The sequence below is a fragment of the Marinicella rhabdoformis genome (assembly GCF_009671245.1).
Taxonomy (GTDB): domain Bacteria; phylum Pseudomonadota; class Gammaproteobacteria; order Xanthomonadales; family Marinicellaceae; genus Marinicella; species Marinicella rhabdoformis.
Genome location: NZ_VTFS01000002.1, coordinates 158,665 through 171,582 on the forward strand (window position 1 = coordinate 158,665; position 12,918 = coordinate 171,582).

Sequence of the window (12,918 nt, forward strand, 5' to 3'; positions counted from 1 at the left end):
AAACAAGCGCTGAAGAAAAAATTAAAGAGTCGAAATTTCGACTCTTTTTTTTGCTTAAATAACGCAGTCAAACACATTATAATTAAGTATTGCGTGTACAATGCGCCAAAATTATCATAACAATCAAATTAATTGGGTTAACGCCCGCCATCAGGAATTACTCATGTCATCTCGTCAATTCAGTCAATTAAAACTCAAACCCGCTTTATTAGAAAACCTCAAACGATTGTCTTTTGATGAAATGACACCGATTCAAGGTGAGGCTTTGCCTAAAGTATTGGCTGGAAAAGATGTGATTGGTCAAGCCAAAACTGGTTCTGGTAAGACGGCCGTTTTTGGATTGGCCTTGTTGAATGATCTTGATGTTTCATTGTTGGCGATTCAGTCATTGATCCTGTGTCCGACACGTGAATTGGCCGATCAAGTGGCCAACAGCATCAGGCAACTGGCCACGGCCATACCCAATGTCAAAATCATCACCCTATGTGGTGGTGTGCCTTCTAGGAATCAAGCGAATTCGTTGGAGCATGGTGCACACATTGTGATTGGGACACCAGGTCGTGTTTTTGATCATTTGGAACGTGGCAATTTACTTTTAGACGAGTTGAATCATTTTGTTTTGGATGAAGCCGATCGCATGTTGGACATGGGCTTTCAAGATCAGTTGGATGAGATTATTCAGCGGGTGCCGAACCACAGACAAACCTTGTTATTCAGTGCCACTTATCCTAAAACGATTGCTGACATGGCCGATCGCGTGATGCGCGAACCCGTGATGGTCAAAGTCAAGGGAAACAACGACAGTGACATTTCGCAGCATTTTTATAAAGTTTCAGACAACCAAGAGCGCATCGATGGCATTAAGTTACTGTTGTTGTCTCAGCGACCAGAATCTGCTTTGGTTTTTTGTAATACCAAGGCCGATTGTAAAGACGTGGCTGTGGGTCTGTTGGACAAAGGTTTTCATGTTAAAGCCTTACACGGTGACTTAGAACAAAAAGACCGCGACCAACGATTGATTCAATTTGCCAACAAGAGCACCAGTGTTTTGGTGGCAACCGATGTGGCAGCCCGTGGTTTAGATATCGATGCTTTGGACATGGTGGTTAATTACCACATTGCCAGTGATTGTGAAGTGCATGTGCATAGGATTGGTCGAACAGGTAGGGCAGGTAACCAAGGTTCAGCACATTCTTTCTTTGCGAATAAAGAAAGCCACAAAGTGAAGCGTTTGTCTGATTATTTGAAACAAGATATTGAAGCAGAATCATTACCACCTAAATCGTATCTAAGACAACCAGGTTACCAACCACCGATGATGACCTTGCGCATTTCGGGTGGTAAAAAACAAAAACTGCGTGCAGGTGATATTTTAGGCGCATTGACAGGTAAGCAAGGCATTGAAGGTAAACAGGTGGGTAAAATCAATTTATTTGACCATTGTGCCTATGTGGCCGTGGCTCGCGAAGCGGCAGAAATCGCACTGAAGAAGTTGCGCAATGACAAAATAAAGAGCAAAACATTTAAAATCTGGCTGATTAAAGACTAAGATAAAGCATTATCCCAGAGCGTGGTTATGAAAGATATATTGAGTGTGTTGTTGTTTTTATCGTTGTTGGCCTGTGGTTCAGCAACAGAAGACAGTCAAGCAAAACAAGTTAATAAAGTCCATGCAAACAAAGTCCAAGCAAACAAAGGCAAAGACCAAAAGACCCACATGTTGTCTGAACATGAACGAGCCTTGCAAAAAGCCAAAGAAGTGGAAAAAGAACTTAAAAAAGCAGATGACAAAAGGCGTAAAATCATTGATGACAATGGTTAGTTGAAGCTAATAAAACATCATATTGATTGGGGCTGTTTTCAGCCCTTTTTTGTGCCTGCGCTAAAATATTGGAACCTTTTGACTGTTTTGTAGTCGTAAATTAATAGGTAACTTTTTGCCCAGCACGACGTTACTGTTTAAATGTATACAAAAAGAGGTCAATATGGGAACGTCCGTTGAAAAAGAATCATTGTGGTTTCGTGTTTGTGCCTTTCTGTCCTTAACCGACAGCGAGGTGTTAAAGGAAAGCGGTCGTTATGATCGCATGTTGGCTTTTGCCATGGTGTTTCGGCAATTGGTGACCTTCGCGTTTACCTTCTTATTGTTTTCTTATGGTGTGTCTTTGTTTTTGTCGCCAGTAGGTGCCTATACCATCGGATTTGTCTTTGCTTTGACTTTGTTTTTCCTTGATCAAGCCATCATTGGTTCTGATTGGGCTTTGCGCAATCCGTTCAAAAAAGGCATTCCATGGCGCATGATGATGGGTTTGATTCCACGCCTTGCTTACTCCTTGATCATTGCGATAGGCTTGGCGACACTGGCTGAAATTTCTTTGCAGGCCAATGCGATTGATGAACGGATTCAAAAAGATGTGGTAGAGAACAACCAAGAATACTTCAAGCGCATGGGTGACTATGAAATGGAGTTAGATACCACAGTCGATGCCACGGCTTTGAAAATTGAACAAGCCAGAAAACAAATCACTGACATCACTACTCGCCAAGAATTGATCAAAAATGCCGATGAAGCTTACGATGAACAAACCATCGCCAGCAGCATAGACCATTATCAGGTGGCTTTGGAAGAGTTACAAAAAGACCAGAAAAATACCATCAATGCGATTGGAAATTTGAATGAGCGATTAAACCAATCCCGAACAGATTATCAATACTGGTTCAATGAGGCCATCTTAGAACGAACTGGTAAAGACGGCAGGGCACCGACCGAGGGGCCAAAGTACCAAAGGGCAGTGAAAACCTATACAGAATTAGAGGCATTGATGCCCATCATAGAAGCAGACATAGCAAGTAACAAAGAGCGTTTGGCATTGATTGAAGCAGATATTTTAGCCACCACCGAGCAGCTGAATGACTTTCAGTTAAAGAGCAATGCCTTGAGCGAAAAAGAAACCCAAGTCACCGTGAATGATGATCAACTGCTACAATTAAGCGCCGATTTAACAGCTTTGGAACAGCTTCAAACGCAACAAATCCAAGACAAACAAACCAAACTGGCAGAATTTCGAACCAAATTAATCAATGATGGCTTGTTTTATGAACAGAAAACAGGCCTTCTGGTGCGTTATTTGGCATTGAATAAAATCCATGCTGATCCTGAACTGGGTGAAGTGGCGACTTTATTCAGCACCATGTTGAAAATATTCTTTGTGGCCATTGAGCTGATGCCAGTCATCATTAAACTGTTTTTCTCACCATTCAGTTTTTACTCACTGAAGATGTACCGCAAAATGCAAGTGGCCTTGTTAGAAGAGCAGTCCTTATTAGAAGCCGCAGAAAGAGAAATAAAAAACAGGAATGCCGAACGTGCTCCGCCGATGATTACGGTTGAACAGCAAATTTAACCCATAATAAGCCAGGCATGTGACAGCATGCTTGGCTGTTAAAATGGGCTTTAGTGAACCTGATAAAAAATACAGTTTGCTTTGAGTGTTAGTCTGCCCAATCAATGGGGTCGAGCTTGTAGTATTTCGTCAGTTCGGCATATAAATCAGGGTGCTTCTTTTTGAACGTTTTGGGTTGTTCAAAAAAATGTTCAGAAATTACGGCAAAAAATTCGGCCGCATTGGTGGCACCGTATTTGTTGAAAAAGGATTTTCTTTTACATTTCTTTTTGATTTTTAAACTATTGAATTCTTTGCTTAAGACTTTGGCCCAAGTCCTTATGTGCCCATGTTCCAGCATCGGTGTACCATCGCCGACGCCATCTTCTTGGTCTAATTGGTGGGCAAATTCATGGATGACCAAATTGCTGCCATCATTGTCATTTTTACCACCGTGCAGACTGTGTCCCCAAGACAACACAACTGGACCACGTGTCCAAGATTCGCCAAGGTTTCCTAAGTGAGCCTGTTCGGAGTTTGGGTTTCTGAATGCAGATGGGTACATCATGATGGTTTTTAAATGAGGGAAGTAGTTGGTTTCTCTGTTGAGTAATAGCAGGCATGCTTGGGCTGCAACCACCACCCGCATTTCGTCGGTGATTTCAATGCCATTGTGACCTTCAAAATATTTTTCAGACAAAAAGACATTGATGTGACCTTTCAATTCATCTTGTAAAGCTTGTGGTAAAGATTTATAAAGTGAGACATGTTTGGTGATATGTGCTTCCCATGCCGGAGGAAAAGGCAGCTTGAAAGCAGCTTTTCTTCTTCGTTTTTTTATCAAAGAAACAGCATAAAACAATGCAGCCAACAGCAGCATGATCAAGACAAAAATTAAAGCGAGTTGATTGCTCATAAGAAAATAGGGTATTGTAGCATCGAGTTTGGACTCAAATTAAAAAAAACACTTGGGTTCAAAATTATCAGTCTAGCAAATAATAATAAAACAGCACATGGCAAAAAAGCAGGCATATCATGATTTATGCTAATAGTGTGACATATACAAAACTTGGGAGAAAAAAGTGTCCATCAATACAAAAGGTTCATTGGTTAATGTGGGTTTAGGCATGACCTTGGGGTCACACATCACGCCCTTGTCCAGAACATTCATAGAACAAGCCGATGTGGTTTTTGTTTCGGCTTCAAACCGCTTGATTGAACAGTGGGTTGAATCAATGAACCCGAACATCATTAGCTTGCAGTCTTTTTACAATGAAGGTAAATCTCGCCTACAAACTTACCGAGAGATGACTGAAGCCATTCTGAATGAGGTGAGGGCAGGGAAAAAGGTTTGTGGCGCATTTTATGGTCACCCCGGCGTGTTCGCCTTACCACCACACGAAACCATCAAGCAAGCCAGAGCAGAAGGCTATACCGCGCACATGGAGCCCGGCGTTTCTGCGGAAGACTGCTTGTATGCCGATTTGGGTATCGACCCAGGAAAGCATGGTTGTGCGCATTTTGAAGCCAGTCAGTTTTTATTCAATCACCGACCTTTCGATCCCAGTGCCTATTTGGTGTTGTGGCAAGTGGGTGTGGCTGGAGATAAAAGCCTGAAGGTGTTTGAAACATCTGAGACCAAGCGACAATTGCTGGTGGACCTCTTGCTTGAAACTTATCCGGCTGACCATCAGGTTACCTTATACGAGTGTGCGGTGCTGCCGATTGAAGAGACTTGGACATTAACGGTTGCATTGAAAGATTTGGCTTCGCAAAAAATGAGCATGAAAACGACCTTGGTGATACCGCCCAGTGAAAAGAAAGTGCCACGCTCAGAAGTGATTGATTTGGCTGAAAAAATCGATTGATAATCTCTTGGTATTTTGTTAGGATTTATTGGCGTGTAAATCTAATTAATAAATAAAAAGAGGAATTATGAATATCATACAATCATTAGAAAAAATGGGTCAAAGCAGTTCATTGAAGCAATACCCTTCAATCAAACAGATGTTAGCAGCCAACGACCAAGACGAAAAAATGATGGCCAAGGCCATGATTCATAGTGAAGAAATGGTGTGTTTAGTAGCGCCTGATGATGATGAAGATTAATTTTTGAATCACTGGATATCATTTTTTAAAAACACTATAAGGCCATTGAATATTTTCAGTGGCTTTTTGTTGTTTATGGTTTTTAGTTGTCATGCCGATAATAAATCAATTGAAGAATTGTTTGTTAAAGCAGAGCAAATTAAAATTTCTGACCATGAAAAATTTAAAAACATCCTCAATGAGTTAATAAAACAAAAAAGCGATTTAGAGCCAGACCAAAAGGATGAATTAGAATATTTAACTGCTTTTGTTGACATCGCTTCAGGTGAGTATGACCAAGCCAAATCTAAACTAAACACAGTTTTTCAAAAAACCCATAACTTAAAGGTAAAAATAAGGTCGCAGCTGACAATATCAAACCTCCATGCTTTTACCGGCTCTTACGAGCAAGCTTTCTTAAGCTTAAATTTTGTTTCGGAACATATAGAAGAAGTGAAGGAACAAAAATTGGTAAATTTAATTTTTTATGCAATTGCCAATACATACTTATTAACCAACCAATATGAATTGAGCTTAAAATTTTCTCAATTGTTAATGAATCAAGCAACAGATACTTGGGAGTTGTGTCGTGCTCAAACACTTTATGGTTCTGCCTCTTTAAAGGGAGAATTAAAAGATTATTCTGAGGCAGATATTAATTTTACTTTTAATCAGTGTGTAAAAAATGGCCATAACACAATGGGCCATTATCTTAAGTTGATTTGGATATCCAAACAATTAGAGAAACTAATTAGGCCATATGATAATCAGATACTTGAGTACTATCTTGGAGAGTTAAATAGTAATGCTCAGATAAGTACAGTAAAACTTTTGAAAAGTGTCGAACTTACTGACATGAGTTTAAGGGCAAAAATGCATTGGATGCTAGGTCAGGTTGATGAAGCGGCTTTGTTGGCCAAGCAAGTCATTGATTCGCCAGACACCATGGGTGATAACGAACCGCGGGTGATGGCTTATAAAGTCCTTGAGTCCATCGCTGCTGAAGCAGGAGACCATGCCCAAGCTTATTATTACTTGAGTAAATTGGCAAAGATAGAATCAGAATTGAATCTAGATAACCAATTGAAACAAATGGCATTCATGAATGTGCAGCATGCAAATTTGGCCAGAGAGTTAGAAAATGAACAGCTGAATAAGACCAATAATTTACTTAAAATTCAGCAACAGCTGGACCATCAAGAAGCGATGAATAACAAGTTGTTACTGGCTTTGTTGCTGTTTGTTTTGTCGGTATTGGTTTATGTGGTCTATCGCATGAAAAAAAGGCATGATGAATTAGAGTCGCTTGCTGCTATGGATCATTTAACCAAAGTGTTGAACAGAAAAGGGTTTGAAGTGGCGTTTGCTGAAGTATTGGAGACGGCAAACAATTCAGGTGATGAAACGCATTTGGCGATACTTGATTTAGATTTCTTCAAAAAGGTCAATGATGAACATGGTCATTTGACAGGTGATTGGATTTTGAAGCATGTGATTTATGAGGTTAAAAAACATTTGGATTCTAAAATGGTCATTGGCAGATTGGGTGGAGAGGAGTTTGGAATCCTGGGAAGCGCAATGAGCAGCAAGGAGATGGATTCAAGAATTGAGGGCATAAGAGGATCAATTGAAAAATTGGATTGTTCTGAGTCTGGCCATGACATCAAAATCACAGCAAGCTTTGGTATCACATCAAGCGAACTGTCGGGACACACCATGCAAATGATGTTGGGCCATGCCGATTTGGCCCTATACCAAGCCAAATCCAGGGGCAGGAACCAGTGGGTGCGGTATCAATACATTAATTAACCCCCTTTCAGATTTTCAATGAACATTTCTTTAAGGCCGATGGTTCTGGGAGATTGGGATTTTTATCGTTCATTGTACATGAGTCCTGAAACCATGAAGTTCATAGCTCAGCCTTTAACTGAAGCAGTGTGCAAAAAATATTTCGACTATTATTTTTCTGAGAGGTACTTAGCCAGTAAGAATAAGTTGTTTTTGATTGTGGCCACAAGTGAATCAAAAGAAGAAATCAAAGCCGGAATTATTCAATACAGTTTTAAACCCAAATGTAAATTTTCGGCAGAGATGGGCATCATGTTGTCAAGTGGATTAACGGGCCATGGTGTGGGCAAAAAAGCCAATCATCTGCTGTTCAAAAAAGCCTCAGAAGTGGATGGTCTGCAGCTTATATACGCCAGAATCCATGTCAACAATGTCCATGCACATAAGTTGTACCGACAATTAAATTTCAGACAGTTAAAAAGCCAACAAAAAAACAGCACAAACAGTGACTTGTGGTTGGCAGATAGAAGTGTTTTTGCTGCTTGATCAGCTATTATGACAAACGAGGGTATAGCCAACTGTATAAAGGAAGCACAGTCTACTCTGGAGATACCAAGTGGTTGTTTATCATCATGAGTTCAGGTGATTCATGATATAATTAAAAAAATAGCAAACATAAGGGGAGTCAATGTACAAATGGTGGTGTGTGATTGTTTTGCTTTTTGTGGCGTTTTTATCATTGGCCCAAGAACCTAAAAGCCTCAGTGCTGAAGAAATTGACAATATACTGTTAAAGGCGGAGGATCAGAGAACAGGGGATGTGAAGAATTATGAAAAACTGCTTTCAGAAATCAATGCCCATAAATTTCAATTCAATGATTATCAACGCTGTTTTTATCATTATTTAGAACAATACAACCATGCCTTGTTAAACGGATTCAATCAATCTTTGACAGGTTTTAAGCAACTTTTTGAAGCCTGTGAAGATCCCAGGGTCAGAATCCGCATCAAAAACATGGAAGCCAACATATACAGCTACATGAAGCGTTATAAGGCCGCCATCGAAGCTTTGGATTATTCATTAACTCACGTTTCGGATGTGGATGACAAGCATTTGCTTACGGTGGTTTATTCAGCTGCTTTCATCGTTTATTCCTATATTGAACAATACCCTTTAAGCTTACAATTCTCTGAGTTGTTAATGGATGAAAGTGACAAGCCATCTGATCAGTGTAAAGGGAAATACAACCGCGCGTATACATACATGAAACAAGGGAATGCTCAAGTTGATGAAGCGGAAATCAATCAAGTTTTTGATTATTGTTATTCTGTAAAAGAACCTATTTATGCCTATTTACTTAAGTTGGAATGGTACAGTTATTTAGTCAAAAGTGGCCGAGAGGACATTGATTGGAATGAATTGTTGGCGGAAATTGTCAGTCATGAAGATGCAATCAATAGGATTGCTTATCCTTATTTATCACGAAACCTTTTGCTGGTTAAGTCACAGCTTATGTTTAAATTGGGTGACGAAGAAGTCAAATTGCATGTGATTGATGAACTGTTGAATGAAAGTAATAATTTTGAAAATTCAGAAAATAAAATTGTCTATCTTAAGTTAATGGTTTCTCATTATAAAAACAGCGGTCAAGTCGAGAAAGCGCTGGAATATATGGAGTTGGTTCAACATGAAATGGAGCAGTTTTATAAGGACAAACAAAACAAACAAGTCGCCTATCAAATAGTCAATCATGAATCCATGGCGGGTCAACTGCAGAATGAAATATTGAGTAAACAAAATAAAATATTGCATATTGAGCAAGATTTAGCACAAAAAAACATGTTGAACCAACGCTTGATCACCGCTGTGATTTCATTGCTGGGTTTGTTGTTGATTTTTTGGGCTGTGCGTTTGATGCGCAAGCACAAAGTGGTTAAAGAAGCAGCCGCAAAAGACTATTTAACCGGTTGTTACAACAGGCAAACTTTTGAAACACAGGTGAAGTTGATGTTGAACCGGCTGGAGATTAAAGATTTAATTCTACATTTGGCCATCATGGATTTGGATCATTTCAAATCAGTGAATGATCGATTCGGTCATTTAAAAGGTGACTTGGTGCTGAAAAGGATTATTGCCTATTGCCAAACTCAGTTGTCTGACAGGATGTTGTTGGGTCGTTTGGGAGGTGAAGAGTTTGGCCTGTTTATCATTGAAACCAACAGTCGGGATATGATGAATAAATTGAATCAAATCAGAGAAGGGATTGCTGCTTTGGACTTTTCTGACATTGATGCTGATTTGAAGATGACGTCCAGCTTTGGTGTTGCTTCATCTTTGACTTCGGGATACCAATGGCAAACGTTAATCAGCCATGCTGATGAGGCCTTATATCAAGCCAAAGCAAGAGGCAGAAACCGTGTTTACCGTTTTGACTTGGCTCACACTGAATAATTAAGCCAAGTATCCATGGTTTGTTTGAAATTCTTTTGACCAAGGGACAGTCTGAAACCTTGCTTTTCGGTGGCAAAACAAAATCCGGGTAACAATTTCAATTGGTGATTTTGGGCCAGGCTTGCTGTCCATATTTGATCATTTTGACACCCAATGAAACAGGTGGCGGATGCGGTACCCATTTGGCAATGGAATGTGGGGTGATTAATCAGGGCTTTTTGAAGTAACTTCTTGTTCTGGTTGGTTAAATCGACACTGCGTTGCCATATCAATTCATCAAAAGGCACCATTTTTTTCATGAATGCCACATCAAGACCGCTGACACAAATTGAAAGGTGGTTTTTAATCTCCAGCATCTGTTGGTAGGTGTTTTTATCTTGGCATACCAGCCAGCCTAATCTGATGGCGGGTAGGGCAAAGGCTTTAGACATCACCCCCAAGCTCACGGCTTGAGGATAGATGTTAGCAACAGCCGGTAAACGGTCGTTTTTGTTGTGTTCAAGTCCTCTGAAGACTTCATCAGACAAGACCCAAACACCGTATTTTTCGCATAATTGAATGATTTCTTCTAAGATTTCAATACTGATGTGCGCACCTGTTGGGTTGTGAGGGAAGTTCAGTACCAGCAGTTTGGCATGATCTTTCAGTGCATCCTCTAGGGCATTGAAATCAATCTCCCAGTTGCTGCCCAAGGGCAGTTTGGTGACCCGTGCACCTATTTGCTCAGGCATCAGAATCAAAGGTTCAAAGGCGGGTGTAAAACAGACGACATGCTCGCCAGATTTAACCAAGGTTTGAAAAGCAATGAACAGCGCTTCTTGCGCGCCAGCACACAGCATTACATCATTGGGCTGGCATTTTGGGTACCATTGTTGGGCCATGTCAGAGCGCAAATTAGGGTCGCCTTGGGCTGTTTGGTAGTCCAAATCATTCAATGGCAATGCTAACCAGTCTTGACCCGTTAACTCACTCAATTCTGCAGCCGTAAATGGTTCTGGGTTGCTGTTTGATAAAGGCATTGCATTGGGCCAGCGGTCAGACCAGCTCATCATGGTCAGGTTTTTGAAGTTTTTTTCCATAAGCTGAATTGTGCCAGTGTGTGTTGGTGTTTTCGAGCAGTTTCACGAATAACAAAAGGAATGTCCTGATGGTGAACGAGTTCAAACTCAGGAGAGAGCAGTGCTTTTAAATGGTCCAAAGTTTGCACGTTTTCACCATTTTTCTTGTAGCCACCGAGCCAATTTTCCTTGTTTGTAAACTCTTCAAGCCAAGTATAAGGGGAAGTGATGGCCAAATAGCCTGCAGGATTGATTCGTGTTTTGATGTCATGAATAAATGATGCAGGTTGATACAGTCGGTCAATCAAATTGCCTGCAAACACCAAGTCATAATTTCGGTATTTGTCCTTCAGGTTACATGCATCACCTTGGGTGAATTCAATGTTGTGCACCTTATCTCCCAAGTTTAATTGCGACAACTGAATTTGTTTGGCTTCAGTGATGTCACCTTCAATAGGTATCATGTATTTGATTTCTTGGTGCTTGATGAGGTTGATGGCATTGCGTATGAATCGTGTGGAAAAGTCAACCGCATCGACATGCTGAGCATAATGCGCGAGTTCAAAGCTGCTTCTTCCCACGGCGCAACCCAAGTCCAAGACTCGGTTGAAGCTCTGTTTGTTGCTGTGTTTAATGATGGTGTCAATACAGGCTTTGGGAAAGTTGGCTACGCCAAAGTATTCCTCGCCGTAATGAAACTCTAGGTATTGTGAAATCAGTTCATCTGTTTCGTATGTGTTGAAATGTTGAGTGATGGTTTGCTCCGATTCAACATACCTGAAACCGGCATGTTGGAAAAAATGACGCCTGAATGCGTATCGAGATTCAGGCAGTGCTTCATTGCCTGTGCTGGCCCAAGAACCGCCTTTTATTAAGTTGTGGCGACCATCGAATGTGGGCACTGAAAAGTCGTCATAGGCAGGGTGTACTTTAAATCCCGGCAGGGCATCTATGGCGGTTTCGCACCACTGCCACACATTACCGACCACATCGCCAAACTGCTGTTCTCCAAAAAGAAAACGGTTGACTGCGACCGCGGATGCGCCATGTGCCAAGTGCAAATTGGCCGTTTTAGCCTGTGGGCTTTCATTGATATTGATGCCTACAAATTGAGCCAATGCATACCATTCGGCTTCACTCGGTAAGCGAATGGGCTTGCCCGTTTTGGCAGCCAGCCAGTGACAAAAAGCTTTGGCCTCAAGGTAATTAACATCCACAGGAAGCTGCCAAATCATGTCATGCCAAGATAGCAGGCTGCGGTATTGCCATTGTTTACCAACACGACGCCAAAAATGTGGATGCTGTGCTTGGGTATAGGCCAGCCAAGAAGCACCTTCTTCACACCACCATTGTGTGTCCTGATAACCGCCATCATCGACAAATTCAAGAAATTCAGCGTTACTGACCAGAAATTGACTGGCTTTGAATGCGTTGACTTCTGTGGTCAGTTGGCCGTATTCATTGTCCCATCCATAGGTTTTATTGCTTTTGGTTTGAGTGACTGTTGTGGCATCGACATGCAACAATTGATTTTTGAGTGCAGTGGACTCATCCTTGCCGAAGGCTGTTGGCCAATTTTCACTGGCTTTGAGGAATTTTGTGTCTAACTGCCTGAACAACACAGATGAGGTTTCTAAATGTATCCGTTCATGTTCTATACCCATCAGAATAATCCAAAAAGGGTCATTCCAAGTAATGGGTGTGGTCAATGGCAGCGAGTCTATCAATTCTGATACCAAGGTTTTTACTTTTTGTCGGTATTGATAAACGGCCGAAACTTGGGGCCACTGGTAATTGGTTTGGTTTAAGTCATCCCAAGACATTTCATCGACACCAATGGCCATCATCGATTCGATGGCGTCATCTATTGAATGGTTTATGATTTTTGCTACCTTTAACTTGTTAGCAAAGAATACCGCCGTGTGACCGAGGTAAAAGATAATGGGGTGTCGAAGTGGTTCAGGTTGCTGATAATAGGCTTTATCTGAGGTCAAAGTTTGGTGTAAAGATTCAAATTTTTCAAAGCCCATTAAAAAGTGACTTTTAATTTGGTTGCGTAAGGATGTCGCATCGCACACATCAATGTGCGGCGTATGTGTGTGTTTTTGCATCTTGTGAGTGTGGTTGGTAAAGTGACAACAGACAATAT

General features: G+C 41.0%; 11 protein-coding genes. 8 read left to right on the top strand and 3 right to left on the bottom strand.

The genetic code is table 11. The features are described 5' to 3' along the window. Window positions 1–163 precede the first annotated feature (163 nt). The 3 genes from dbpA to FET73_RS07050 all read left to right on the top strand — a co-directional run bounded on the left by dbpA (window position 164) and on the right by FET73_RS07050 (window position 3,404). Entirely contained in the window at window positions 164–1,549 is a 1,386-nt protein-coding gene (gene dbpA, locus FET73_RS07040) for an ATP-dependent RNA helicase DbpA (RefSeq protein ID WP_154223244.1), read from the top strand. A gap of 27 nt (window positions 1,550–1,576) precedes the next feature. Next, complete coding sequence (locus tag FET73_RS07045) at window positions 1,577–1,822, top strand: hypothetical protein (RefSeq protein ID WP_154223245.1); 246 nt, start codon at window positions 1,577–1,579, stop codon at window positions 1,820–1,822. Between the two features lie 163 nt (window positions 1,823–1,985). Next, window positions 1,986–3,404: a DUF4407 domain-containing protein gene (locus tag FET73_RS07050; protein WP_154223246.1), complete on the top strand. Its 1,419-nt coding sequence runs from the start codon at window positions 1,986–1,988 to the stop codon at window positions 3,402–3,404. Between the two features lie 88 nt (window positions 3,405–3,492). Here the strand turns inward: FET73_RS07050 and FET73_RS07055 are convergent, their stop codons facing one another. Next, entirely contained in the window at window positions 3,493–4,299 is an 807-nt protein-coding gene (locus tag FET73_RS07055; protein ID WP_154223247.1) for a M90 family metallopeptidase, read from the bottom strand. Window positions 4,300–4,465: 166 nt separating this feature from the next. On the opposite strand from FET73_RS07055, the gene FET73_RS07060 reads away from it, so the two are divergent. From FET73_RS07060 to FET73_RS07080, 5 genes are all read left to right on the top strand, one after another. Beyond that, window positions 4,466–5,251 (top strand): SAM-dependent methyltransferase, encoded by a 786-nt coding sequence (locus FET73_RS07060; protein ID WP_343032277.1) that lies wholly within the window; start codon window positions 4,466–4,468, stop codon window positions 5,249–5,251. 67 nt (window positions 5,252–5,318) lie between these two features. Continuing rightward, a complete protein-coding gene (locus FET73_RS07065; protein ID WP_154223248.1) occupies window positions 5,319–5,492 on the top strand; it encodes a hypothetical protein in 174 nt (57 codons plus the stop codon). 45 nt (window positions 5,493–5,537) lie between these two features. Then, window positions 5,538–7,280 carry a GGDEF domain-containing protein gene (locus tag FET73_RS07070; RefSeq protein WP_154223249.1) on the top strand — a complete coding sequence of 581 codons (1,743 nt, stop codon included), beginning with the start codon at window positions 5,538–5,540 and terminating at the stop codon, window positions 7,278–7,280. A gap of 18 nt (window positions 7,281–7,298) precedes the next feature. Further along, window positions 7,299–7,805, top strand: a complete 507-nt coding sequence (locus FET73_RS07075) for a GNAT family N-acetyltransferase (protein WP_154223250.1) — start codon at window positions 7,299–7,301, stop codon at window positions 7,803–7,805. 142 nt (window positions 7,806–7,947) lie between these two features. Further along, window positions 7,948–9,711 carry a GGDEF domain-containing protein gene (locus FET73_RS07080; protein ID WP_154223251.1) on the top strand — a complete coding sequence of 588 codons (1,764 nt, stop codon included), beginning with the start codon at window positions 7,948–7,950 and terminating at the stop codon, window positions 9,709–9,711. On the opposite strand, the gene FET73_RS07085 is transcribed toward FET73_RS07080, so the two are convergent. Both FET73_RS07085 and ovoA read right to left on the bottom strand, forming a co-directional pair. Next, window positions 9,699–10,790, bottom strand: coding sequence for a pyridoxal phosphate-dependent aminotransferase (locus FET73_RS07085; RefSeq protein ID WP_154223252.1), 1,092 nt, complete (start codon window positions 10,788–10,790; stop codon window positions 9,699–9,701). The two genes, FET73_RS07080 and FET73_RS07085, sit on opposite strands and share 13 nt — an antisense overlap. Beyond that, the gene (ovoA, locus tag FET73_RS07090) at window positions 10,766–12,880 is read right to left on the bottom strand and encodes a 5-histidylcysteine sulfoxide synthase (RefSeq protein ID WP_154223253.1); all 2,115 of its coding nucleotides are present in this window, start codon (window positions 12,878–12,880) and stop codon (window positions 10,766–10,768) included. The genes FET73_RS07085 and ovoA overlap by 25 nt, the downstream gene beginning before the upstream one ends. Window positions 12,881–12,918 lie beyond the last annotated feature (38 nt).